Annotated in this window: 20 protein-coding genes and 1 CRISPR repeat array; of the genes, 16 read left to right on the top strand and 4 right to left on the bottom strand. The window is 63.6% G+C overall.

Annotation, left to right across the window (positions count from 1 at the left end; translation table 11 throughout):
* The first annotated feature begins 13 nt into the window (after nucleotides 1-13).
* Nucleotides 14-979 (top strand): type III-A CRISPR-associated RAMP protein Csm4, encoded by a 966-nt coding sequence (csm4, locus tag OOT43_RS03060; RefSeq protein ID WP_266023218.1) that lies wholly within the window; start codon nucleotides 14-16, stop codon nucleotides 977-979.
* Entirely contained in the window at nucleotides 976-2,673 is a 1,698-nt protein-coding gene (locus OOT43_RS03065) for an RAMP superfamily CRISPR-associated protein (RefSeq protein WP_266023219.1), read from the top strand. Before csm4 ends, OOT43_RS03065 begins: the two co-directional genes overlap by 4 nt.
* Before the next feature lie 294 nt (nucleotides 2,674-2,967).
* On the opposite strand, the gene OOT43_RS03070 is transcribed toward OOT43_RS03065, so the two are convergent.
* The 3 genes from OOT43_RS03070 to OOT43_RS03080 all read right to left on the bottom strand — a co-directional run bounded on the left by OOT43_RS03070 (nucleotide 2,968) and on the right by OOT43_RS03080 (nucleotide 4,001).
* Entirely contained in the window at nucleotides 2,968-3,285 is a 318-nt protein-coding gene (locus tag OOT43_RS03070; RefSeq protein WP_266023220.1) for a type II toxin-antitoxin system Phd/YefM family antitoxin, read from the bottom strand.
* A gap of 96 nt (nucleotides 3,286-3,381) precedes the next feature.
* The gene (locus OOT43_RS03075; protein ID WP_266023221.1) at nucleotides 3,382-3,789 is read right to left on the bottom strand and encodes a putative toxin-antitoxin system toxin component, PIN family; all 408 of its coding nucleotides are present in this window, start codon (nucleotides 3,787-3,789) and stop codon (nucleotides 3,382-3,384) included.
* A complete protein-coding gene (locus OOT43_RS03080) occupies nucleotides 3,786-4,001 on the bottom strand; it encodes a ribbon-helix-helix protein, CopG family (RefSeq protein ID WP_218806821.1) in 216 nt (71 codons plus the stop codon). The genes OOT43_RS03075 and OOT43_RS03080 overlap by 4 nt, the downstream gene beginning before the upstream one ends.
* A gap of 51 nt (nucleotides 4,002-4,052) precedes the next feature.
* Between OOT43_RS03080 and cmr6 the strand changes: the two genes are divergently transcribed.
* The 9 genes from cmr6 to OOT43_RS03125 all read left to right on the top strand — a co-directional run bounded on the left by cmr6 (nucleotide 4,053) and on the right by OOT43_RS03125 (nucleotide 12,165).
* Nucleotides 4,053-5,249, top strand: coding sequence for a type III-B CRISPR module RAMP protein Cmr6 (gene cmr6 / locus OOT43_RS03085; RefSeq protein ID WP_266023222.1), 1,197 nt, complete (start codon nucleotides 4,053-4,055; stop codon nucleotides 5,247-5,249).
* Nucleotides 5,246-5,545 carry a CRISPR-associated protein Csx16 gene (gene csx16 / locus OOT43_RS03090; protein WP_266023223.1) on the top strand — a complete coding sequence of 100 codons (300 nt, stop codon included), beginning with the start codon at nucleotides 5,246-5,248 and terminating at the stop codon, nucleotides 5,543-5,545. Before cmr6 ends, csx16 begins: the two co-directional genes overlap by 4 nt.
* 137 nt (nucleotides 5,546-5,682) lie before the next feature.
* Nucleotides 5,683-6,852, top strand: a complete 1,170-nt coding sequence (gene csx2, locus OOT43_RS03095) for a TIGR02221 family CRISPR-associated protein (protein ID WP_266023225.1) — start codon at nucleotides 5,683-5,685, stop codon at nucleotides 6,850-6,852.
* A gap of 130 nt (nucleotides 6,853-6,982) precedes the next feature.
* Complete coding sequence (locus tag OOT43_RS03100) at nucleotides 6,983-7,267, top strand: CRISPR-associated endonuclease Cas2 (RefSeq protein ID WP_266023226.1); 285 nt, start codon at nucleotides 6,983-6,985, stop codon at nucleotides 7,265-7,267.
* Nucleotides 7,268-7,274: 7 nt separating this feature from the next.
* A complete protein-coding gene (gene cas1 / locus OOT43_RS03105; protein ID WP_266023227.1) occupies nucleotides 7,275-8,249 on the top strand; it encodes a CRISPR-associated endonuclease Cas1 in 975 nt (324 codons plus the stop codon).
* Nucleotides 8,246-9,019 (top strand): CRISPR-associated endonuclease Cas1, encoded by a 774-nt coding sequence (locus tag OOT43_RS03110; RefSeq protein ID WP_266023228.1) that lies wholly within the window; start codon nucleotides 8,246-8,248, stop codon nucleotides 9,017-9,019. Before cas1 ends, OOT43_RS03110 begins: the two co-directional genes overlap by 4 nt.
* A gap of 3 nt (nucleotides 9,020-9,022) precedes the next feature.
* The gene (gene cas2 / locus OOT43_RS03115) at nucleotides 9,023-9,340 is read left to right on the top strand and encodes a CRISPR-associated endonuclease Cas2 (protein WP_266023229.1); all 318 of its coding nucleotides are present in this window, start codon (nucleotides 9,023-9,025) and stop codon (nucleotides 9,338-9,340) included.
* A gap of 165 nt (nucleotides 9,341-9,505) precedes the next feature.
* Nucleotides 9,506-10,030: a CRISPR direct-repeat array (repeat unit 36 nt; unit sequence GTAGTAACTGAGACCTGATGAAGAAGGGATTAAGAC).
* A gap of 372 nt (nucleotides 10,031-10,402) precedes the next feature.
* Nucleotides 10,403-11,821: a sensor domain-containing diguanylate cyclase gene (locus tag OOT43_RS03120; protein WP_266023230.1), complete on the top strand. Its 1,419-nt coding sequence runs from the start codon at nucleotides 10,403-10,405 to the stop codon at nucleotides 11,819-11,821.
* 2 nt (nucleotides 11,822-11,823) lie between these two features.
* A complete protein-coding gene (locus OOT43_RS03125; RefSeq protein ID WP_266023231.1) occupies nucleotides 11,824-12,165 on the top strand; it encodes a hypothetical protein in 342 nt (113 codons plus the stop codon).
* A 1-nt stretch (nucleotide 12,166) separates the two neighbouring features.
* Here OOT43_RS03125 and OOT43_RS03130 read toward each other — a convergent pair whose 3' ends face one another.
* Nucleotides 12,167-14,518 (bottom strand): fatty acid cis/trans isomerase, encoded by a 2,352-nt coding sequence (locus OOT43_RS03130; protein WP_266023232.1) that lies wholly within the window; start codon nucleotides 14,516-14,518, stop codon nucleotides 12,167-12,169.
* Between the two features lie 197 nt (nucleotides 14,519-14,715).
* Here OOT43_RS03130 and OOT43_RS03135 point away from each other — a divergent pair, with 197 nt between their 5' ends.
* The 5 genes from OOT43_RS03135 (at nucleotide 14,716) to OOT43_RS03155 (ending at nucleotide 23,424) form a co-directional block, all read left to right on the top strand.
* Nucleotides 14,716-15,489 carry a DUF3313 family protein gene (locus tag OOT43_RS03135; RefSeq protein ID WP_266023233.1) on the top strand — a complete coding sequence of 258 codons (774 nt, stop codon included), beginning with the start codon at nucleotides 14,716-14,718 and terminating at the stop codon, nucleotides 15,487-15,489.
* A 19-nt stretch (nucleotides 15,490-15,508) separates the two neighbouring features.
* The gene (locus OOT43_RS03140) at nucleotides 15,509-16,846 is read left to right on the top strand and encodes a patatin-like phospholipase family protein (RefSeq protein WP_266023234.1); all 1,338 of its coding nucleotides are present in this window, start codon (nucleotides 15,509-15,511) and stop codon (nucleotides 16,844-16,846) included.
* 99 nt (nucleotides 16,847-16,945) lie between these two features.
* On the top strand, nucleotides 16,946-18,838 hold the full coding sequence (locus OOT43_RS03145) for a DUF3300 domain-containing protein (RefSeq protein ID WP_266023235.1): 1,893 nt from the start codon (nucleotides 16,946-16,948) through the stop codon (nucleotides 18,836-18,838).
* Nucleotides 18,835-19,935: a DUF2950 domain-containing protein gene (locus OOT43_RS03150; protein WP_266023236.1), complete on the top strand. Its 1,101-nt coding sequence runs from the start codon at nucleotides 18,835-18,837 to the stop codon at nucleotides 19,933-19,935. Before OOT43_RS03145 ends, OOT43_RS03150 begins: the two co-directional genes overlap by 4 nt.
* Nucleotides 19,936-20,016: 81 nt before the next feature.
* Nucleotides 20,017-23,424: a GH36-type glycosyl hydrolase domain-containing protein gene (locus OOT43_RS03155; protein WP_266023237.1), complete on the top strand. Its 3,408-nt coding sequence runs from the start codon at nucleotides 20,017-20,019 to the stop codon at nucleotides 23,422-23,424.
* Nucleotides 23,425-23,488: the final 64 nt, after the last annotated feature.

The raw sequence follows: 23,488 nt of genomic DNA on the forward strand, positions 1-23,488 counted from the left end.
TTCAGGAACTGACATGAACCTTTACCGGCTCACCCTGCGCCCACTCTCCGCCTTCGGTTCGGAACCCCTGGGCGACATGCTGTTCGGCCAGTTGTGCTGGGCTGCGCGCAACCGCTACAGTGAGGAACGGCTGGGTGAGTTGCTGACGGGCTATACCGCTAACCGACCCTTCGCCGTGATTTCCGACGCCCTGCCGGCCGGTCATCTGCCCCGTCCCGCCCTGCCCGGACATTGGTTTGAGACTATCGACAACGAAGACCGAAAGGCAGCGAAGAAGCGAGTCTGGATGCCTCTGGAGCTTGCCACTGCCCCCGTCGCCGAATGGGTCCGACACTGCAAGGCTCCGGGGGATATCGCCGGCGCGATTCCCCGCGAGCATTCCCAGCCGCACAACACCATCCACCGCCAGACCGGCACCACCGGCGAAGGCCAGTTCGCTCCCTATGCCATGAGCCAGCTCTGGTACGGCCTGGATTCGGTGCTCGAGGTGTACGCCGGACTGGACGAATCACGCCTGAGCGCTGGCGAGCTAGAAGCTTTGTTCGGCGACATGGGGACGTTCGGTTTCGGCCGCGATGCCAGCATCGGTCTGGGCAAATTCCAGGTGCTGCGCATAGAGCCGTTCGCTTGGCCCGAGCCAGCCAGCACCGATGCCTGGCTGACGCTGGCCCCATGCGCGCCGCAGGGATTGGGCTTCGATGCCAGCCGCAGCTTCTATCGGATATTCACCCGCTTCGGCCGTCACGGCGATATCGGGGTGCATCAGGGCCATCCGTTCAAGACCCCTGTCCTGCTGGCTCAAACCGGCGCCGTGTTCGCCCCTATCCCGCGTGCGGGAGCTGAATCGACGGGAGGGGCATTCATCGGTCAGGGCTTGGGCGGTGGCAATACCTTGTCCCGCGCCATACCCGGCACCGTACACCAGGGCTATGCGCCCGTCATCGGCATCCAACTGCCGCAGAGGGAGGCGGCCGCATGAAGGCTTTCGCCAGTTATCGGCTACACATCACCCCCCTTTCGCCCATTCACATCGGCACCGGTGAAAGCTTCCAGCCAACCAATTATGTCATCGAAGGCGGCATCCTCCATGAATTTGATAGCGGCGCGGTGACGGAGGCGCTGTCGGCCGGGGAGCGCAAGGAACTGCTGCGGATCGCCAGCGCAAAGCCGAACGAGGAGATGATCAAGGCGATGCAGGGCTTTTTTTACAACCGCAGGGAAGCACTGCTGCCTTGGGCAGTCCACCGGGTGCCGGTTCTGCCCCAAGTCGCTAGTCTTTATGCAAGCCGGGTGGGTCAAACCGCCAATCAGGAAAGCTCTGGCGGACAAGTGTTGAACCGCCTGGAAATCGACCGCACCGCCTTCAATCCGATCAGCCGCCAACCGGTGCTGTTCGGATCTTCGCTGAAGGGCGCGATACGGACAGCTTTGCTGGATAAGGTGAATGGAGGAAACCGGGCACTGCCCGACGAACGCAAGGGCTTGCATGAGTTCCAGGGCCGTTTGCTGAGCTATCGCGATCCGGGCAGCCGGAGGCTCAAGTTGGAACGCGATCCGCTGCGTTTGGTACAACTGTCGGATTCGGCCTGGCGAGAGTCTTCCGGACTCACAGCCACCTCGGTGCATCTGGCCGTGAACCGCAAGAAAACGCCGGTCAAGGACGAAAAAGGCCAGTTACGCAGAGCGATGGGCGAAAATCTGTACCAGATTCTGGAATGCGTATCGCCCTGGCGCTACCGGACATTTTCCGGGCAGCTCAATCTGCAACGGCTCGACGGTTTACCCCGGCAAGAGCAAATGCCCGCACGGGAATTTCGCTATACGGTGGAAGCGTTGGCCACGGCCTGCAACCGCTTCTATCTCCCGGTGCTGGCCGGGGAAACCAAGGCTCTGAAAGAACGCGGCTTCGCCGATCACAAATGGTGCGAAGCCCTTCAGAAGACGCTGAAGCAGTCTCAAGACAGACTCAAGGCCGGTCAAACCTTCGTGCTGCGGGTGGGACGCCATAGCGGCGCCGAGTCGATGACGGTTTCTGGCACCCGGAAGATCAAAATATTGAAAGGCAAGGGTCAACCAGCCGATGACGCCGATGCCGCCAAAACCCTCTGGCTCGCCGCCGAAACCAAGGACCAACAAACCGGCCTGCTGCCGTTCGGCTGGCTGCTGATGGAAATCGAACCCCTGGACGCACCCGAAACCGATTGGCCGGAACTGAAGGCCTTGTGCGAGGAACGCCTGGGCGGGGCGCGCGAGTTGGCGGAGCGCCTGCAGGCGCAGACCGTTCAGGCCGAAAAAACTCGCGCCGCCGTAGCGGCAAAGCACCGCGAGGAACAAGAACGTACCCGGCTGGCAGCCGAACAGCAGGCCCGAGCCGAGCAAGAACGGGCAGAGCGTGAGCAGCGGCTGCAAACGATGGGACCGGAACTGCGCGCCATCGAGGAGTTTCGCGTCTATTACGCCGACCAAAGGCAGAAAGGCCGCTACCAGCCCGGCAGTCAATTCGACGAAAAACGCCGCGCACTCCTCCAGGCAGCCCTTGGCTGGACCGAGCCGGCGACGCGCCGGGAAGCCGCCGCGCTGCTGCGTGAAACCATCAAGAACTGGACCGATTGGCCATCGAAAAAGGAACGCAAGGCGGAATTCCGCTCCGGCCTGGAAGCGCTGGAAAGCTGATTTCCCGAATGGACGCCACAAAACCTGCCAAAGCGTGGCACTGAGCGTATGGAATCGAACCCATGTCAGCCATCCCACACGGTCTTGATCTGGTAACGCCGAATCATCGGGTCCGGCGTAACGAGTGCCATGCCTTGAGCGATGATCTGACAGATCAGTATGCGATCAAAGAGGTCTCGGTGGATGGGCGGAAGGGTTGAAAAATATCGGACGGCCAGCACTTCGCGCACCGGCCCGGTGAGAGGGGCTGATCCCAAATGAGTCACAGAAAGCTGCAGGTATCCAGCAGCAGCCTCATTTCCTGTCCTCAGCTTCGGGCTTCCAGTTTGGATCAAAGTCTGGATTCAGCGGGTCGGATGGCAGCATATACGAACCTTCCCACAAGCCCAGTTCTTCCTCGCTCAGCGGCTCGAAAAATTCAGGGCCCACATAGCCCATCCCTTTGGTCAGGCCGATGGGGCAGCGGTGTTTCTCCGCTTCTCCCGGCTTGATCGGCATCAACTGTGCGATCGGCTTGTTTCCCCGAGCTATCACCACCGTTTCACCCGCTTCAACGGCAGCGAGATATTCCGAAAGATGCGCCTTGGCCTCATGAATGTTGACCAGATTCATTATCCAATTCCCAACAAGTTGACCTACCTTCGCCTGGCTGCGTTGGATGCGCCAGATGGCCCCCGCGAGGAAGCCGCAATGAACGGCTTTGGCAGTTCAGCAGATGCCGCGCAAACGCGTGTACGCCTCGCGCGGTGCGATGACGGGCAGGCCCTCGATTTCGCCCAGCGCCAGCAGTGCCTTGTCACCGGTCACGAACCAATCGGCGCCGGCAGACAGGGCGGCCGCGATGATCCAGGCGTCGTCCGAGTCGGGAATGCCTGCCGCGGGTTGGCCGGCGGCAGGCACGACCACTGCGTATTGGCGGAAGAACAGCTCCGCGCGCGCCACGGTGTCGCCGTCCACCTTCAGCTTGTCGCGGGCAATCCTCCTGAACTCGCCGAATACCCGTTCGTCCAACAGGATGACCGCGTCCATCTCCACCAGCGCCTCCAGCAGCTCCGCGCACAGTCCTGGCCGGAACCGTCCGCTCAACCAGACGTTGGTGTCGACAAATATCTTCACGAGAAGTCGCGGAAGAAATCCTCATCCGTCAGGTATCCGGCGCGATCAGCGTATGGCTTCAACAGCGCCCGTGTCTGCCGCAACTCTTCCAGCGCCGCCTCGCGGCGGAGCATCTCGCGCACCAGGTCGCTCTTGGTACGGTGCATTTGCGCCGCAAGCCGGTTCAGTTGCTGGTCAAGCTGGTCGTCGAGCCGAATGGTGAGTGTGGACATGCTGGAATCTCCCAAACAATGTAAGACAGCGTATCACAAAAGGATAACGCCATGAGCATCGCCGCCGTACCCACCTATTTGGGCAACGACTTTCAGGACGCTTCGCCGGGAATGCGGTTTGGAATGTATTTAACGCTTTGGGAAGGTGCTGCTTGGTCAAAAACGAGAGACAAACCACTTGATGGGGTCAAGCGTCTTGGCGACAACGATAAGAAGACCATGCAGGCGCTGATTGCCCGGCAAGAACGATGTTTTGACGCCGTTGCGTCGTCTGAAAGCACGCTCCGCCTCGAAGCCCAATCCATCGCCCCCTTCACCACCGGCCTCGGCAACGAGCACCCGCTGGAAAACGGGTTCGCCTTTCTCAATCCCTACGGCCTGCCCTATCTTCCGGGCAGCGGGGTCAAGGGCGTGCTGCGGCAAGCGGCGCGGGAATTGGCTTCGGGCGAATGGGGAGAAACGCACGGCTGGGACGAAGAGCACCCTCACCCTAAATCCCTCTCCCAGGGGGAGAGGGACTTGGCAGAGAGGGAGTGCCTGTCCGTCGTCGACATCCTTTTCGGGTTGGAATCGAAAAACGGCGATACCGAGCACTTACGCGGCGCGCTGAGCTTCTGGGACGTCATCCCCCGAATCAAAGGCGACAGCCTCATGGTCGAAATCATGACCCCGCACCAGAAGCATTATTACCAGGATGGCCAATCCCCCCACGACTCCGGCCAGCCCACCCCCATCAGCTTCCTCACCGTGCCGCCCGGCTCCGGGTTCACCTTCCACGTTCAATGCGACCCCGCGCATCTCAAGCGTCTCTCACCGAAGCTTGCCATCGATGGCCAATGGCAAAAACTGATCGAAGCCGCGTTCGAGCACGCGTTCCAATGGCTCGGCTTCGGCGCCAAGACGGCGGTGGGATATGGGGCGATGCGCTCGGACAAACAGCGCCAAGCGCAGGAAGCCGCAGCCGCGGAACGTGCAGAACAACTGAAGGAAATCGCCAGAAAACAGGAGGAAGAGCGGCAAGCCGAGCAGGCTGTTCCATGGCCCGGTGCGCGCATCAAATTCAACCGGAACAACGGAACGCTCTCGGTCGAGAAGGACGGCAAGAGCGCCTCCGCCCTCGCGCCACAAGGAAAAGAATTGCTGGAAACCTTGCCATCGGAAATTCAAAAGAAGGTACTCGCCAATCAGTTCATCAAAGTCACAGCCTACGTGTGCGAAAAAACCCTGATACGGCTGGAGATGGCATGACCACCTTCTTGGTCACCCGCCACTTAGGTGCACGAGTTTGGGCGGAACAGGAAGGCATCCGCGTCGACCGGCTGGCCGACCATCTCGATCCGGCGGAAGTCGAGCCGGGCGATACGGTGCTCGGCACCCTGCCGGTCAACCTCGCCGCCGAGGTTTGCGCCCGCGGCGGCCGGTATCTGCACCTCAGTCTGGCCTTGCCAGGGGAATGGCGCGGGCGGGAACTTTCCGCCGACGATCTCCGCCGCTTCGGGGCGCGCCTGGAACAATTCGAGGTGCGGGCCATCCCGTCGGCTTGACGGCCGTACGGTCCCGTCGGTCGTGATGCTGGAGACGAAACCGAAGCTCGGCATTGCCAGCGGACTACCGATTCCGTAACGGGAAATCCTGGAATGTAAGTTCCGAACAAACCGATCCGTGGGAACCAAGCACACCCGTGAAAACCCTCATCAGCTTCCTCGGCAAAGGCCAACTCAACCCCGCTACCGGCTACCAAACCGCGACCTACCGTTTCGAAGACGGCAGCGAACGCACCTCCCCCTACTTCGGACTGGCCCTGGCTGAACATCTACGGCCCGACCGGCTGGTCATCCTCGGCACCTCCGGCAGCATGTGGGACGTATTCATCGAGCATCAGGCCCAAGCCGGCGAACATGAAGAAGCCCGGTTGCTACTGCTTGACGCCGCACAGGCAAACCGGGTTGACGATGCGCTGCTCGAAAAACTCACTCCGTTGCTGGAAGACCGATTGGGCGTGCCGGTATACCCGGCCATCGTGCCTTATGCCGTGAGCCAGGAAGAACAGGTTGCGGTACTGCGAAGGCTCGCCGACACCGTGAAGGAGGGCGACGAGGTTTTTCTGGACATCACCCACGCCTTCCGGACGCTGCCGATGCTGGCGCTGGTCGCCGCCCAATATCTGGAGCGGGTCAAGAAAGCCCAAATCGCCGATATTTACTATGGGGCTTTCGGCATGGAGAGCGGAAACGCCACTCCCGTAGTGCGTCTGAACGGCCTGCTCCGGCTCATGAACTGGGTTCAAGCCCTGGCCGCCTATGACAAGGACGGGGACTATGGCGTTTTCGCCCCTCTGCTCGAGCAGGAAAACTTCGATAAGGGAAAAGCCGAACAGTTGAGCCTGGCCGCCTTCCGTGAACGCACCGGCAATCCGGTCCAGGCCCAGCAATCGCTCAACACCGTCTATTCAGCGATAGAGCAACTGAATACGCCGATCGGCGGACTGTTCCAACCCGAGCTACTGCGCCGCCTCGCGTGGTGCCGCAAACCCCGCCGCGCCGACTGGGAGCTGGCATTGGCGGATGCCGCGCTGGAGCGCTCCGATTTCCTGCGCAGCGCGATCTTCCTGCAGGAGAGCTTCATCACCGGCCAGGTCTACGGGCGCAGGGAAGACATCAACGACTACCAGGCACGAGAGGCAGCCCGCACTGACCATCGGGATCGGGAAGGCTTCAAGCTGCTCACCCGATTGCGCAACGCCATGGCGCACGGACTGCGGACCAACGACAACGATGTGCGACAGGCGATGACAGACGCGAATAAGCTCCGGACAACGCTCCAACAGATTCGTAAGGCGCTCTTCGGTTAAAACCGGCAGCCCCCTCGTCACCGCTCGGGGAACGGCAAGCAAAAGCCACCGGCTGAGCGCAGTCGAAGCCGGCTCCCCCGGCAAGCTTGCCACCCCACCCTCCCCGCCCTTCGCCCGGTAATGTTGCGTCATGGCGAAACGCACCCTCTACCTCGGCGCTTACGACATCTCGAACGACAATCGGCTGCGGGCCGCGCTGAAAGTGCTGCGCAACTACAGCACCGGCGGCCAGAAATCGGTGTTCGAATGTTTTCTCAGCGCCAGTGAAAAACGCCAACTGCTGGAAGACATCGGCGGAGTGATCAACCCCGCCGAAGACCGCTTCTTCTTGATCCGGCTCGATCCGGCACCCAAGGTCGCCGTCCTCGGCATTGCCATCCCGCCGGCCGATCCCGAGTACTACTACGTCGGATGACATTCCCATGGGCACACTGTATCTGGACCGCAAAGACCTCGAACTCCGCCACGAAGGCAAGCATCTCTGTCTCTATGAAAACGGCGCCAAAAGCGGCACGGTACCGATCAACCTGATCGACCGGGTCGTGATTCGCGGCGCCACGACCCTGACCACCGGCGCCATCGGCGCCCTCACCGAAGAAGGCATCAGCCTGGTCCTGCTCAGCGGCCGCCATGGCAAGCACCTCGCCACCGTGCTGGGCCGCCCCCAAGGCGATGCCTGGCGCCGCATCGGCCAGTACCGCTGGTACCACGACGCCGATTACCGCGCCCGCTGGGCCCGTACGCTGGTGCTGCACAAGCTGCGTGCGCAGCAGCGCATGCTCGCAGACGCCCTGCCGCTGCGGCCCGATTGCCGCAAGCCGCTCACCGATGCCTACAACCGCCTGGCCGAACTGCTCGGCAAAGTGCAGGCGCAGACCCTCGAAGCCGGCACCCTGCCCAGCCTGCGCGGACTGGAGGGGGCGGGCGCCGCCGCTCATTTCGGCGCCATGCAAAGCCTGTTTCCCCCGGCACTCGGATTCACCGGCCGCAACCGCCGGCCGCCACGCGATCCGGTCAACGCCGTGCTGTCGCTGGCCTACACCCTGCTCCACTTCGAAGCCGTCGCCGCCTGCCATGCCGGCGGGCTGGACCCCTACGTCGGCTTCTATCACGAACCCGCCTACAACCGGGAGTCGCTGGCCGCAGATCTGATCGAACCCCTGCGTGCCCACATTGACGGATGGGTCTGGCGGCTGTTCGCCGACCGTGTCCTGCGCGAAGACCACTTCACCCGTAACAGCGATGCCTGCCTGCTTGGCAAAGCCGGACGCGAACGCTTTTACAGCACCTTCGAAGTGCGTTGCCGCCCCCTGCGCCGCTTACTCCGGCGCTACGTCCACCGCATCGCCATGCGGCTCATCGAAGACCACGACGCCCAACGGAGTCCGGGCGCATGAAACCGCTTTACCTCTACGGTACCGGCATTCAAGTCACGGTGGACGGAACCGCACTGCGGATCAGCCAGCCCGAGCACGCCGCGCGCTGGTATCCCCTGGTTCGCCTGTCCAGGGTCGTCTCCACCCGCAGCGTGGAATGGAGCCTCCCGGCATTGTTGCTGTGCGTCGAAGCGGGGATCACCGTCACCTTTCTGGGCACGGACGGCACAGTCGCCATGCGCTGCCTCGGCGCCCGTCCGTCCGCGCACGACCGCTTCGCCCAGCGTCTCGCCGAATTCCTCCAGCATCCCGACCGCGACTCGCTGTATGCCGATTGGCTCAACAGCGTGGAACGCAGCGCCGTCCGCGCCCAGCTACGTCGGGCAGGCCTCGACCCGGCTCCGGATCTGACCGCCACCGAACTGCGCCGGCTGTTCCTGCATTCCGCACGCGAAATGGGCGGCTATGCAGCGTACCGGGCCATCGGCGCTCACCTGCGCAATCTCCTCGACGCCTACGTCACTCAAACCCAGCATGACCTCGGCGTGGACCTCGGATTATGCGCCTCGCTCGGTTTCGACCCGGTAGCCGGCTGGGTCCGGCTGCTGCAGTGGGAATTCGAACTGCCCTGCGCCGCCTGGCTGGAATCACGGCTCCGGCGTAACCGTATCGCCGAGGCGCCGGAACCCGGTGAAATCCTGGCCTGGTTCGAACAACGGCGGGAACGGCTGGATTGGCTCAGTCACAGCATCACCCGCCGCATGCACCGCTGGCTGATCGAAATGAATTGAACCATGGCCTTCAACGCCCCCCGTCTGCACATCATCAGCTACGACATCGCCGATCCGCGTCGGCTGACCCGACTGCACCGCTATCTCAGTGGCATTGGCATGCCGCTGCAATATTCCGTGTTCGTGGTCGAACTCTCGCCCCGCAAACTGGCTCGCGTGCTCGAAACCATCCAAGACATCATCGATCCGCGCCGGGACGACGTCCGCGCCTATCCCTTTCCTCTCAACGGCGAACGCATCCGCCTCGGCCGCCAGAGTTTTCCCGAAGGCGTTTTTCTTATCGACAGCGAATGCGACCTGCTTTCCCTGACCAAAATCTGAACCGCCCGCCTTGTCCGGAGCGCACACCGATGGTTTACTACGTGAGGGCCAAGAGCCTTGAAGACCGAGAAAGCCCAGCTCACAGGAGTCAGCTTTTGGAACCAGCGATTTTTCTTCAACCCCCGTTGCAAACCCATGATTGGAAAGGAGAAAAATGACGAAGCAGTAGTAACTGAGACCTGATGAAGAAGGGATTAAGACAGTCCGGCATCAGTGAGAGTTAGGCGATAGATGTGGTAGTAACTGAGACCTGATGAAGAAGGGATTAAGACTAGCAGTGCTTGAAGTATTTGCGTTCATTGTAGTGTAGTAACTGAGACCTGATGAAGAAGGGATTAAGACCTCTTGCTCAGCGTATGCCTTGCGCTTCTGCTCGGTAGTAACTGAGACCTGATGAAGAAGGGATTAAGACGGACGGCGAACTCGGAATCCACCTTGATGCGGTAGTAACTGAGACCTGATGAAGAAGGGATTAAGACGTCACATTGTAAACCCGTGCCAGCTCACTCAATGCGTAGTAACTGAGACCTGATGAAGAAGGGATTAAGACATGCGCTGCTCCAGCGCCTCCAGGAAGGCCTTCGGTAGTAACTGAGACCTGATGAAGAAGGGATCAATACTCGAGGGCCCCTTCGAGTAGCACCGCCGCAATCGGTAGTAAATGAAAGCTGATGAAGAAAGGATTCAAAGTAACGGTCCACCGGCAAGGCAGGAATTTTCGAAGGACGGCCACTTACAGCCTAACTGCCGTCGGGCAAGAGCCATCTAACCGCACGCGTCGTTCGGCGGGCCGTCTGCGGCCGGCGGCGTTTCGGCAATCGGCCTGCTGACAGCAACCGGCCGATTGCACTAGACTTTGCGCCGCGACCGGCGGTACGGCCGTATCGCGTGGGGTGTCGCTGCGTCGGGTTGGGCTCGGCGCCCCCCATCGATGGGCGCTTCGAGAGCTTCTACCGGAAGCGGCCTACGCTTTACACTTCATGCGTCTCTCTTCACGAAGATCGGAAGCCGGACTTCGGCTACTCCCCTCGGCGTTTCGCTGAAAATTTGCCAGCCCGAACGATGCGTATCGAATTGCACAATGTCACCGTCGCCCTTGCCTACGCCGCGGCAGGGTTCGGCACCTCGGCGCTGCTCGCGGGATACAGCTTCTTCCCTTCGCCGTTCTGGCCGCCGGCCGGCATCGCCCTGGCGGCGGCGCTCTTGGGCGGCACCCGGCTGTGGCCCGGCATCTTCGCCGGCGCCTTCTTCGTCAATTGGGGACTGTTCGGCGAACCCTTTCTCCTGGCGGCGGCCACATCCCTGGTCAACGTCGCCACCCCGGTTCTCGGCGCGCTGCTCGTCCGCTGGACGACGCGCTCCAGACAGCCTTTCTTCCGTCTGCGCCACGTGGTCTGCTTCGTCGTTTTCGGCGCGCTCGTACCGGCCTGCCTTGCGGCCTCTGCGGGGGTCGCCCTCGCGGTCGCCTCCGGGCTCGTTCCGCTGACCGGCGTAGACAGCGCCTGGTGGCGCTGGAACCTTTCCGAAGCGGGAGGCATTTTTCTTCTGGGACCGACGCTGATCCTCTGGTGCGGCAGGCGCCGCGGGCGCCCGCTGCCGGGCAAACCTTGGGAGGCAATCACGGTGGCGGTCTCGACGCTGGTCTTCGCCGCCGTCGTATTTCTGGGAATCCGTGCGCCGGTGCACCCGTTCGAAGGACTTCCCTACCTGCTGTTCGCTCCGGTTCTGTGGCTGACCGTGCGCAGTTCGCTGCATGCGGCCACCGCCCTGTTGTCGGCCGTGGCACTGGTCGCGATCGGCGGCACCCTGCTACGGCATGGGCCGTTCCATCTCTTGGGAAGCACTCAGCCCTTGCTGAACGTCGGCTTGCTGGTGGTAGCCCTGGGGACCTCCACGCTGGCCACGGGGGCCCTGGTCAGCGAACGCCGCACTGCCGAACAGAAACTGCTGCGGATGAACGAGACTCTCGAACGGCGGGTGGCGAAGCGCACCGAAGAACTGCATTACCGCGCCACCCGCGATGGCCTCACCGATGTATGCAACCGCGCCTATTTTTTCGAGCGGGGCCAGGCGATACTGGCCGAGGCGCGCGATTCCGGCCGTCCCCTGGCAGCCCTGGTCGTCGATGTCGACGATTTGAAAGTCATCAACGACAGCTACGGCCATCACATGGGCGATGCCGCCATCACTCGGGTCGCTGAAGCCTGCCGTGCCGGACTGCGGGCGGGCGACCTGGTCGGGCGGATCGGCGGCGACGAATTCGCCGCGCTCCTGCCGGACACGGACGAGGCCGGCGCCCGCCGGGTTACCGCCCGGATCGTCCGAACGCTTCGATCGGTTTCGGCTTCCGGGCCCGGCGTCGGAGCCAGCATCGGCGTAGCGATGCGCGAAGCATCCGATACCGGACTGGACACCTTGCTGCGCCGGGCCGATGCCGCCATGTATGCGGAGAAGCAAGGCCGTTCCGGCGCGGAGCCGTAGCGATGACCGAGGCCCGCGTCCATGCCGCCCGCCGCGAGCTCCGCTTGGCCTGCCGGGTCGAGTTTTCCGGCAGCTCGGCAATCAGCGGCACCACTCGGGACCTGTCCCCCGTCGATGTCTCGCTGCAAAGCGCGGCCCTGCTGACACCGGTTCCGCGCCGCCCCAAGCCGGGAGACCGGGGCGTACTCACCCTCACCGTCCGCGGTCCCGGTCTGACCAACGCCTTGCTGAAAATCCCCTGCCGGGTGGCTTTCATCAACGGCAATATTCTCAACGTGCAGATCATGACGGCGGGCCTGGACACCCACCAGCAGGAAACCTTCGATCTCTTGTTCAAGCACTGAGCTAGCGGTTTTCGAGGCGATTGAAATCGAACAGCGACGCTTCCACCCGGTCGGCCTTGCCAAAGGCTTCGTGCAAGGCATCGGCGTGCGCCCAGAAGCCCGGATCCGTGCGCCGGACGGCAAAGCGGGCGGCGAGTGCTGCGTAACCCTGCTCCGACCGGAGGCGGCTGACCAGATCGACGAACGCCGCCAGCCGGTTGCTCCTAAGCCGGTAGAAGGCATTGGGATAGGCGCCGATGAAGCCGGGTGTGACCAGCAGGGTGTCCTCGTCGGGCAGCCGCCGGTTTGCCTCGGAAAACAGCTCGGATATGTTGCTGTGGGCGCTGTTGCGGATCAGGGTGTAATGGCGGTCGACGCCGTCCACGCCTTGGACCGTCAGGAAACTCGATTCGGGAAGAAAGAACAGCACCCTCCCCCGCAAGCCGGCGAGTTTTTTCAAGAGGTCGGCGTTGGGGTCGTCCCGGGGGTTTTCGGCCAGGTCGTAGCGATGATCCAACACCGGCGCGAGATGCGCTTTCCAGAGTCCGAACAGTTCCGGCAAGGGATCGCCGGTCCGGTATTCCACGCCCGTGCGCTGGGTGAAATAGGCCTTGCTGCCATTGAGATAGGACTTCACTTCGCCTCCTGCCCCGCGATACCAGAGGTCGCGCACGGCGTTGCGGTCTCCCCCCGGCAGCAGGCCGAGGAAGTTCAGCTCTCCCTCCATCCGCAGAAAATCCATATACAGGCGGGCCTCTAACTGGTGCGCGGTGTTGCCGTAGACGTCGAAGCCGGCGACCAGGAGGTAGTGGATGCGCTCCAGCAAGGTGTAGCCCATGATGAGGGCGGTCTGCGGCCGGTCGCCCAGCAGTCCCTTGACCACGCTGGCACTGTCGAAATGACGGAACACGGTGAGCGCGGCGTTCGCGTTGGTCCCGTCGCCGTCCCACAGCATCGACAGGCTCGGGCTGCTGCTGCCGGTGAATCGCCGGTTCGTCAGTTCCGATTTGCGTTTCAAATATTCGGTCTGACCCTGCGAATAAGACAGCCATTTGGTGAGAAGCGCATTACTCTGCTGTTCCGTCGGAAGGCTGACCTCCTTCAGTACGTCGGCCAGAAACGCCGAGGTTTCGTTGAACGTCGGGTTATCGGGATGCATGAACCCGATCCAGAAGTGGTCGGTGATCACGTTGAGGGCCACCTGGCCCCGGCACACCGGCCCTTTGATGAAACTCATGACGGTGAACTGCGCCTCGTCCAATAACAGCCGGTAACGGGAACGTACCGGAATCTGCTCGAAGGCGATGAACGGATTCGCCGAGACCTTCGGATCGTAGGACGGCAGCGCCTTCACCGCATACGTCTCGTCCAGAAACCACGCCTTGATGCGCGCCATGCGTGCCGTGTCGAGGGCATAAGGCATGTGGGTCTTGGACACCAGGGCCGGGCGATGCGGGCGGAGGCGGTAGTAAACCCGCGCCACGCCCGGATCGTCGTAGGGGCGACGGGTCGCGATGAGATCGATGGGCCGACCCGGCGGCGTGCGGGAGCGGACGAGCTCGAAGTAGTCGCCAGGCGGAAGCTCGTCGAAATGGAGATGGGCGAGGAACCAGTGTTCGTACAGATAGCGGCTCATCAAGCGCGTCTTGGCATCGGCGCCGTTGAGGAATGCCTCCCAGCGGGCAATCTGATCGCGCTGCGCCCCGGTCAGGGCGGGCTCCGGGGCGGCGGGAGCGCCTGCTTCCAGCCACGCCGTGACCGTGCGGTTTTCCCGCTCGGGGAGCGGCGGAAGTCCGTAAGGCATGCCCCATTCGGGGTGCTCCGATTCGAAGCGGCCGATCTCTTCGATGGCCGGGCACTGCTGGCTGCGGTCCAGGGAAAAATCGTAGCGATCCTGGGGCAGTGAGCCGAATCGGGGGAAATCGAACCGGCGCTTGAGGGCCAGCAGGCGCGCCATCACGCCTGCTTCACGATTGGGCTTGGCGCCGGGGTTGCGCTCGTTGAGCACGGGTTGGAATCCCTTGTTTCGCCATTCGGCATTGCTGGCGGCATCCTGGAACAAACGGGTGGGCTGGGCTGCCAGCAGGCGGGCGGCATCGTAGACCCGCTCGCCGTTGGCGCCGCGCGTCACCCCGTCGTAACTTCCCAACTGCAGTTGGCAGGGCGCATCGTAGCAGGCATGGCAAACCACGCAGCGGCTGTCCAGGATGGGTTTGACGTCGCGCCGGTACTCGATGGGCAGTGCCGCGATGCTCCGGGACTGGTCGAAACGGCCGGGGTCGGGCGCGCCGTAGCGCTGGTCCAACTGGTATCGGCCATAGGCGGCGCAGCCGGCGATGAGGGCGGCGAGGAAAAGCGCGACAAGGGTACGCATTCAGAAATCTCCGGAAGCAACGCTCGGTATTTTCGCCCGGCAGCGGCGTCATCAAGGGTACATCGGGCCTAAGGTAGCAAACACGCCGCCACGGAGCTAACGCCGATCTTGGTTTCCCCTGGGCGATCAACTATCCTCCAGCCGGAGTTGTCTCGCCCGCCTTCCTGTCCATCGAGCCGAAACCGGATATCAATCGCATGCGCCATAAATTACGCAACACCTTCGTCCTGGCCCTCACTGCCGCCACCGCCGGCTGTTCGAGTCTCCAGTCGGCCTCCGGTACAGCCAAGACGGCGGCGGTCGAACCGGCACCGGATGCCGGCTTCATCGCCCAACCCGGTCGCCAGACCAAACGCGCGGACCTGCCGTTCCAGAAAGTCTGGATCAAGCCCGGATTCGACAAGAGCGGCTACCGGGAGCTGGTGGTCGCACCGATTAACACCCAGTACATGATGGAAATGGACTGGCTGCACAACCTGAGTTCGGCGGCATGGGTCAGCGACGTCAAATCCGACATCGCGGAACTGGGCCAATACTTCCACGACCAGGTCGTGAAAGCGTTCAAAGAGGATCCCAAGCATCGTTTCAAGATCATCGAGCGCGCTGGCCAGCACAAGGACCCGGCGCTGCGCCTGGAACTGGCGTTGATCGAAATCGACCCCTCCATGCCGGTGCTGCACGCCCTGAGCTGGGCCGGGCCGATCGGCACCGGCAGCGCGGCGGGCGCCGTCAACCAGCGCCGGGCCGCCTTCGAAGGCCGGCTGCGCGACCTGCAGACCGGCGAGGTGGTCGCGACTTTCGCCGACCGCGACATGGCGGACGTCGGCCCGCTCGACCTGACCCGCCTGACCTGGTACGGCCCCGCCAAGGGCATCATGGACCGCTGGGCGGCACAATTCGTCCAGATCGCCAACCGCAATCCCGGCGAGGTAGTCACCGATCCTACGGCCTTCACCCTGCGGCCTTTCTGAAATCCGCGGCCGGCAGCGGATGGACCACGAAATCGCTCGCACCTCCTCGGAAGCACGGGCCGCAACCCCTATCGCCGCCTTCCGCACACCTGCCGACCGCCGGCCTAAGCGCGTCCTGCTCGCGGGCTTGCTGCTCACGGCAGCAGGCTGCGGCGGGCTGAAGCCGCACTCGCCGCCGCCGGCCGGAGTCGAATCCGAGGTTCGGATTCCCGGCATGCCCGGGGTAAGAGCATGGGGCGACGAATTCAGCCCGGCCTTTCAGCGGGATATCGTGGACTCCATCCGCCAGGAAGAACGCAGCGGCCTGTTCCGACAAAACGGGACCGTGGACTTCCTCGCGATTTCGGGTGGAGGCGGCGACGGCGCTTTCGGTGCGGGGCTGTTGTGTGGCTGGAGCGCCGCGGGCAACCGGCCCAACTTCAAGATGGTGACCGGAGTCAGCACCGGCGCCTTGACCGCGCCCTTCGCGTTTCTGGGGCCGGCCTACGACGATAAGCTGAGAAAGGTGTACACCACGGTCTCCTCGCAGGACATCTTCCACCTGAAATCCTTGTTCGGGATGCTCCAGACCGACGCCCTGAGCCTCAGCGACCCACTCGCCAAGCTCACGGCCGAATACGTCGACGACAAGATGCTGGCGGACATCGCCGCCGAGCATGCCAAAGGCCGCCGCCTTTTCATCGGCACCACGGCGCTCGATGCCCAGCGTCCCGTAGTCTGGAACATGGGCGCAATCGCGAAGTCGGGCCATCCGGACGCGCTCAAGCTGTTCCGGCAGGTCATGATCGCCTCCGCCGCGGTGCCGGTCGTGTTTCCACCGGTCTATATCCCGGTCGAGGCCGGCGGGAAGCATTACGACGAGATGCATGTCGACGGCGGCGTCGCCCACCAGGTATTTCTCTATGGGCCGGTGCTGAGGCCCCTCGCCGCGGTCAAGCGCCTGGGATTTTCGGCCCCGCGCCGGCAAGGTCGGGTGTTCGTGCTGCGGAACAGCCAGATCAAACCGGCATGGCAGCCGGTGAAGCCACTGATCCGCTCCATTGCCCCTCGAACCGTTTCGTCCCTGATCAAGGCTCAGGGAGTCGGCGACATCTACCGCATTTTCACGACTGCCCAGCGCGATAGCGCCGATTTCAACCTTGCCTACATTCCGGACCAGTTGGACACGACCCGGTCGGACGAATTCGACAACCGGGTGATGAACGTGCTGTTCGAAACCGGTTACCAACTTGCACGGCACGGTTATCGCTGGCAGAAAGCACCGCCCGGCTTCACCCGCGACGCAACCGATGACAGCACCGCATCTGCGCCGGTCAGGGAAAAACTGGACGGCGGCGGGCCGATCGTAGCGCCTTGATGGCGATGACCATTGAACTGCACCGGGCTGGCAACGGAGAATGTGGCCCGCGGTGGCACTCTCCGTTTCCATGCTGCAGGTTCCTGCGAGGATAAGCCTATGCCCCAACGCAATTCCATCCGTCCCGCACTTCGAGCGCTGCCCCCGCTTCTGTTGGTCAGCTTGGCGCACATCGCCGCTGTTTCCGGAACGGCGCTGGCTGCCCCCGGACTCGCTGCGGGTCCGGGCGCAACGCCCAGCTCAGGTTCGACGCCTCCCGAAGCCACCCGGCCTCCTGCCGACGCGGGCCATCCGCTCACCGAAATCGAGTCGCTGGTTGCCCCTGTCGCGCTTTATCCCGACCCGCTTCTCGCCGAAATGCTGGTGGCATCCACCTACCCGCTGGAAGTGGTCCAGGCGTCGCGCTGGCTGGGTTCCCACCCCGAGCCCTCCGCCGTAAAAGACAAGGATTGGGATGCCAGTATCCAGCGCCTGATCGAGCTACCCTCGATCATCAAGATGATGAACGATCACCTCGAATGGACAACCCAACTCGGTGATGCCTTTCTCGCCAAGCCGGCGGAATTGATGGACGCGATTCAATCCTTGCGGCAACGCGCCAGGGAATCCGGCTTCTTGAAAGACAGCGCCGAACAGAAAGTCACGACCAAGACCGTGCCATCCGCCGCTGGAACCGAGGTGCAGGCCCCCGAAGGCCAGCCTCAGGCAACACCGGCAACTCAAAGAAAAGAGGTGATCGGGATCGAACCGGCCAAACCCGATACCGTTTACGTGCCGCAATACAACCCCGAACAGGTCTATTCCGCGCCCCTGGCATCGCCCCCCTATGCTTATCCCGCTGCCGCGCCGGCTGGCGGCTACGCCTATTACCCCGCACCGACGCCGGCGTCCACGACCTCCGGCACCGACCCGTGGATGACATTCGGTGCAGGCGCGCTGATCGGTGGACTGCTGACCTGGGGCATCATGGAATGGGCGGATGACGACGACTGGCATGGTTACTACGGCGGTTACTACCCGCCCGTCAGCCATTACTACGGCAACGCCGTATGCAGAAGCGGAAGCTGCTGGTACGGCGGCGGTTCCGGCGGCGTCGCCGTCGACCGGGGAGACGTCAACCGCAACCGGAATATCAATATTTCGGGCAACGAGATCAATATCGACCGGGATGGGACCTTCCGCCAGGACCGGCTGAAGGATCTGCGTCAGCGCACGGACTGGACGCCCGACCCCCGCCACCGGCGGGGCCAGCCGTACCCGGAACCCGTCAAGCAACGGCTCGGCCAAACCGCACAACCCGGATTGGCCGGAGACCGCCGGGGCGTGCCCGACGCCCTTCCGGCCGACAGACGAGGGTTCGGCAAGCCCGGAGAGTGGGAGGGACCGCCCGGGCAAGGCGGCGAGCGCAGACCGTCGAGCGCCGAAATTCGCAGCCGGCTGGCACAAGGGCCAGACGCCTCGGTCGAATCCGCCGGAGCGCTGGCACAGAACCGAGGAAACGCCGAAATGCAATCCCGTTCTAAGCGGGGAAGCGGCTCCAGTTCCCTGGAAGGCGTCAGGACGGCCGGCTCGGAGACCCGGATCGAGAGCCGGCGCGGCGCGCAAAGCCGCCGGACCGAGTCCCTGGCCGGATTTCAGCAGCGCCTGCCGGAGCCATCCGGGGAACGGCTGGGTGGGCAGTCCAGGTCGGAGCAGCGCCAGCGTCTGCAGGCCCCGGACAAGCCGCAATCGGCCGAACGGCGCATTGCCGCACCGCAACCTGGGCAAGCGCTTGGCGGAGGGCGCAACCCCGCGCGGCAGGGCAACGCCGCCCGGATGGGAGAATCCAACAAGCCGAATGCCTTCGAAGGCATGGGCGAAACCAGGCGAACTCAGAATTTCAGCCAGCGCGGAGCGGCCAGCCGGGCCAATATGGGCGCGGCAAACCGGCAAAACCGGGGCGGAGGAGGGGAAAGGGCCGGACTTCGCGGCGGCGGAGGTCGGCGCCGATGACGCCGGTATCCAACATTCAGATCAAACGTCGCGTCCGCGCCGGAACTCCGTACGGACATCCCGCGCAAGGCTCATCCGCATTCGTCAATCCCCTTCTGGCATCCAAGATCGAGGTTCCCGTCATGCATCCTGCGTTTCGAATGTTCCTTCTCACGGTATTCGCGCTGGCTCCTTTGTCCTGCTTTGCTTCGCCGGCCAGTTCTGCTCCACCGGCCGGCGTCTCCAGACGGCCGGAGAGCGATGCCCGACGCTTCCCTTCGCCGGAAGAAGCCGTTAAAGCCCTGGTCGATGCGGCCCGTGGGGGAGATCAAAAACGGTTTGCCGATCTGTTCGGCAGCCGCTATGCGGAGCTTCTGTCTTCGGGAGACGCGATCCAGGACAAGAACGACCGGGACGCGTTCGTGGCGAAAGCACAAGAACGGACCGCCATAAAAAACATCGACGATCACCGCGCCATTCTGCAGGTAGGCGCCGCAGACTGGCCATTCCCGATCCCGCTCACCAAACAAGGAGAAAGCTGGCAGTTCGACGCCGAACAGGGCCAGGAAGAAATCATCAACCGACGGGTGGGCCGCAACGAACTCAGCACCCTGGGGGTGATCAACGCTTATGTGGAGGCCCAATTCGAGTACGCTGGCGCGGACAGGGATGGCGACGGGGTAGCCGAATATGCGCAAAAGCTCGGCAGCACGCCGGGCTCGTTCGACGGCCTCTATTGGGCCCCGGAACCGGGTCAACTGCAAAGCCCTCTGGGTCCCTTGGTTGCCGAAGCGAGGGCCGCCGGCTACCAAGCTAAAGGCACGGCGGATAAATCGTGGCCCTACCACGGCTATTATTACCGGATCCTGACCCGGCAGGGCAGCGATGCGCCCGGTGGGAAATACGATTATGTGATAAACGGCAACATGATCGCCGGCTTCGGTTTGGTGGCCTTTCCCGCATACTACGGTTCGTCCGGAGTCATGACGTTCATCGTCAATCATCAAGGCAAGATCTACCAGCGGGATCTGGGGCCGGAGACGGCCAAACTGGCGAACACCTTGAAGGAGTACAACCCGGGAGCCGGGTGGGAACTGGTCACGAATGGCGGGAAGTGAATTGAGCAGTATCCCAACCCTGCGCTGGCGTCCTTGCGACAGCAAAAATGCGGAGGCTCAGCGGCTCGTCGAGGAATCCCTATGAACACCCGGAATCCGCGCTCCATCAAGGAAACCAGCTTTCTCCAAAGTCCTTCGGGTTTGAAACTCGAGGTAAATTCCAACGGCTCGATCCGGCGCATGGATCACCGGGATGTTCTCCTCAATCTTTTCCCCGGCTCAGAGATCGAGGGAGGACCGGCCAATCTTTATCTGCGCCGCCTCGCGAAGCCTGCCCTGAGCGTAGCCGAAGGGCCGGCCGAGGCCGTGCCGCTGCTCGGACCGCGCAGTCCCGGCCACTTCCGGTGCGACGGGCGAGCGCTGTCGGTCGTGGGGGAATGGGCGGGCATCCGGTTCCGCGTTTTCCTGGTGCTGGCCGAAGCCGCGCCCGCCTGGTTCTGGCACGTGGCCCTGGAGAACGTCGGCGGGAGCGCCGAGACGGTGGAACTGATCTATGCCCAGGATCTCGGGCTGGCGCACTACGGCGCGGTGCGGCTCAACGAATACTACGTCAGCCAATACCTGGACCATACACCGCTCCCTCACCGCTCACAGGGTACGGTCCTGGCCTCCCGCCAGAACCTGGCGATGGGCGGCCGTTTTCCCTGGGTCGCCATCGGCTCGCTGAACCGGGCCCGGAGTTTCGCCACCGATGCACTGCAATTTTACGGTCTGGAGAGCCGCGCCGGCCACCCGCCACGGGGGCTGATGGCAGGCCTCCCCGGCTCGCGCCGCCAGCACGAACACGCCATGGCCGTGATCCAGGACGCCCCGCTGACACTGGCACCGGGCGAGGCATCGGCGGTGGGTTTCTTCGGCTGGTTCGAACCGGATCACCCGGAGGCGACCTCCAACGCCGATCTGGCCTTCGTCGACCGCGCCCTGAGCCTGCCGGAAGCGGCGCCTCCCGCGGCATGGCAGGATCCATCCGAAGGTTTCGCGCCGTCAGCCAATCTCTTCAGCGCCGCGCCGCTCCTCGAAACCCTCGATCTCGGCGATGCCGAGATCGCCGGGCTGTCCGGCGGCACCCGGCGGGAGCCGGAATTGGAGCATGGCCACCTGCTGTCCTTCTTCACCGGCGACCGCAGCCACGTCGTGCTCAGGGCCAAGGAACTCGAGGTGCTGCGTCCCCACGGCCACATCCTCCGCACCGGCAGCGGCCTGGTGCCCGACGAGGCCGGCCTGACCTCTACCGTCTGGATGGCCGGCGTGTTTCATTCGATGGTGACCCAGGGCCATGTGAGCATCAACCGCTTCCTGTCCACCACCCACAGTTACCTGAGCCTGTTCCGGGCGCACGGCCAACGGCTTTTCGTCGAGCTCGAAGGCCGCTGGCGGCTGCTGGACGTGCCTTCCGCCTTCGAGATGCAGCCGGAGGGCTGCCGCTGGATCTACAAGCACGCCGGCGGAATGCTGCAGGTGCGCAGTGAGGCCACTACCGGGAGTCATGAACTCTCGGTAACCCTGGACGTGCTGGACGGACCGCCCGTCCGCTGCCTGCTCTGCAACCATGTCGCCCTCAACGGCGACGACGGCGCCGAGGCCGTGCCTGCGCAGTTCGTCCGAGACGGGGCGGGGGTGTTCGTTCGCCCGGTACCCGAATCCGACGTTGGCCGCCGCTTCCCGGACGGCGGCTTCCGCATCGATCCGCTGCCCGGTACCCCGCTGGAGACCGTTGGCGGAGACGAACTGCTCTACGCCGATGGCCAGTCCCGGGGAGAACCCTTCCTGTGCCTCGTCACGGTCCCGGTCTCGTCGGCCGGCTTCCGCATCACCGGCGGTCTGGTGCCGGCAACCCCGGCCGCAGCCGACGCCGGCCAGTATTGGCGCGAAATGACTGCGGCCTTGCGGGTCCATCCACCGACCGGCAGTGCGCTGGGGGGAGACATCGAGCGCCTGCAGGAGGCCCTGCCCTGGTTCGCCCATAACGCCCTGATCCACTACCTCAGTCCGCGCGGGCTGGAGCAGTATTCGGGCGGCGGCTGGGGTGTCCGCGACGTCTGCCAGGGGCCGGTGGAAATGTTGCTGGCCCTGGGCCGGTTCGAACCGGTCCGCGACCTGCTGTGCCGGGTGTTCAGGAACCAGAATCCGGACGGCGACTGGCCACAATGGTTCATGTTCTTCGAGCGGGAACGCAACATCCGCCCCGGCGACTCGCACGGCGACATCGTTTTCTGGCCGGTCCTGGCCCTCGCCCAGTACCTGTTGGCTTCCGGGGACGGCGCGCTGTTGGATGAGGTTCTGCCCTTCTTCCATCCGGAGGGCGACGACAAGGCCGAACTGGCGACGCTCTGGGGACACGTGGAGCGCGCGCTGCGGGTCGTGGCCGCGCGGACCATTCCCGGCACCCGGCTGGCCGCCTATGGCCACGGCGACTGGAACGACTCCCTGCAACCGGTGGATCCGGCCATGCGCGAAAGGCTGTGCAGCGCCTGGACGGTGACCTTGCATTACCAGACCCTGACCACGCTGGCCGAAGCGCTGCGCCGCTTGCAGCACGACGGTCAGGCGGCGGCCTTCGAGGCCGCGGCGGAGGGAGTGCGGGAAGACTTCCAACGTCTGCTGATCGCCGACGGCGTCCTCGCCGGCTACGCCCATTTCGGGGAGGAGGGCGAAATCGGCTATCTCGTGCATCCGCGCGACCGGGCCACCGGGCTTTCCTACAGCCTGCTGCCGATGATCCACGCCATCAGTAACGGACTGCTGACGCCCGCGCTGGCGGCGCGGCACCTCCAACTCATCGAGGATCACCTGCTCGGCCCCGACGGCGCGCGGCTCTTCGACCGGCCGATGTCCTACCGCGGCGGACCGCAGAAATACTTCCAGCGGGCCGAGAGCAGCAGTTTCTTCGGCCGCGAAATCGGCCTGATGTACACCCACGCCCATCTCCGCTATGCGGAGGCGCTGGCCTGCTACGGCGATGCGGAAGGCTTTTTCGCGGCGCTTTGCAAGGCCAACCCCATCGGCCTCCGCACCCTGGTGCCCGCGGCCACCCTGCGCCAATCCAACTGCTATTACTCAAGCTCCGATGCCGCCTTCGCCGACCGCTACCAGGCTTACGCCGAGTACGACCGGGCTCGAAACGGGGAAATCGCCCTCGACGGCGGCTGGCGGGTGTATTCGAGCGGCGCGGGCATCGGCATGGGCCTGATCTTGCGCGGCTTGCTGGGATTGCGGGCGGAAAGCTCGAAGCTGGTAATCGACCCGGTAATTCCGAAAGCATTGGACGGCCTCCGGGTCGAATTGGATCTTGCCGGATGCGAGTTCGAAGTCGTTTACTCCGTTCGGAATTCAGGCTCCGGCCCCCTGTCGCTCAGCCTGAACGGTTCCGATCTGCCGTTCAGCCGGACGACCAATCCGTACCGGACCGGCGGCGCCGAAGTCTCCCTGGATACACTGCGGACGAAACTGATGGAAGGCCGGAACCGGCTGACCGTGACGCTGGGCTGACTTGCCCGAACCGTTAGCTAAGGATGTGGCCGAAAATAACTTCCCTGAATGACCGAACGACATT

The sequence above is a fragment of the Methylococcus mesophilus genome (assembly GCF_026247885.1).
In the GTDB taxonomy this organism is placed as follows: domain Bacteria; phylum Pseudomonadota; class Gammaproteobacteria; order Methylococcales; family Methylococcaceae; genus Methylococcus; species Methylococcus mesophilus.

What these genes read in the sequence shown, in the direction of transcription:
- csm4 (WP_266023218.1), top strand. Translation starts at nt 14, where the DNA reads ATGAACCTTTACCGGCTCACCCTGCGCCCACTCTCCGCCTTCGGTTCG.
- OOT43_RS03065 (WP_266023219.1), top strand. Translation starts at nt 976, where the DNA reads ATGAAGGCTTTCGCCAGTTATCGGCTACACATCACCCCCCTTTCGCCC.
- OOT43_RS03070 (WP_266023220.1), bottom strand. Translation starts at nt 3,285, where the DNA reads ATGAATCTGGTCAACATTCATGAGGCCAAGGCGCATCTTTCGGAATAT.
- OOT43_RS03080 (WP_218806821.1), bottom strand. Translation starts at nt 4,001, where the DNA reads ATGTCCACACTCACCATTCGGCTCGACGACCAGCTTGACCAGCAACTG.
- cmr6 (WP_266023222.1), top strand. Translation starts at nt 4,053, where the DNA reads ATGAGCATCGCCGCCGTACCCACCTATTTGGGCAACGACTTTCAGGAC.
- csx16 (WP_266023223.1), top strand. Translation starts at nt 5,246, where the DNA reads ATGACCACCTTCTTGGTCACCCGCCACTTAGGTGCACGAGTTTGGGCG.
- OOT43_RS03100 (WP_266023226.1), top strand. Translation starts at nt 6,983, where the DNA reads ATGGCGAAACGCACCCTCTACCTCGGCGCTTACGACATCTCGAACGAC.
- cas1 (WP_266023227.1), top strand. Translation starts at nt 7,275, where the DNA reads ATGGGCACACTGTATCTGGACCGCAAAGACCTCGAACTCCGCCACGAA.
- OOT43_RS03110 (WP_266023228.1), top strand. Translation starts at nt 8,246, where the DNA reads ATGAAACCGCTTTACCTCTACGGTACCGGCATTCAAGTCACGGTGGAC.
- cas2 (WP_266023229.1), top strand. Translation starts at nt 9,023, where the DNA reads ATGGCCTTCAACGCCCCCCGTCTGCACATCATCAGCTACGACATCGCC.
- OOT43_RS03120 (WP_266023230.1), top strand. Translation starts at nt 10,403, where the DNA reads ATGCGTATCGAATTGCACAATGTCACCGTCGCCCTTGCCTACGCCGCG.
- OOT43_RS03125 (WP_266023231.1), top strand. Translation starts at nt 11,824, where the DNA reads ATGACCGAGGCCCGCGTCCATGCCGCCCGCCGCGAGCTCCGCTTGGCC.
- OOT43_RS03130 (WP_266023232.1), bottom strand. Translation starts at nt 14,518, where the DNA reads ATGCGTACCCTTGTCGCGCTTTTCCTCGCCGCCCTCATCGCCGGCTGC.
- OOT43_RS03135 (WP_266023233.1), top strand. Translation starts at nt 14,716, where the DNA reads ATGCGCCATAAATTACGCAACACCTTCGTCCTGGCCCTCACTGCCGCC.
- OOT43_RS03140 (WP_266023234.1), top strand. Translation starts at nt 15,509, where the DNA reads ATGGACCACGAAATCGCTCGCACCTCCTCGGAAGCACGGGCCGCAACC.
- OOT43_RS03145 (WP_266023235.1), top strand. Translation starts at nt 16,946, where the DNA reads ATGCCCCAACGCAATTCCATCCGTCCCGCACTTCGAGCGCTGCCCCCG.
- OOT43_RS03150 (WP_266023236.1), top strand. Translation starts at nt 18,835, where the DNA reads ATGACGCCGGTATCCAACATTCAGATCAAACGTCGCGTCCGCGCCGGA.
- OOT43_RS03155 (WP_266023237.1), top strand. Translation starts at nt 20,017, where the DNA reads ATGAACACCCGGAATCCGCGCTCCATCAAGGAAACCAGCTTTCTCCAA.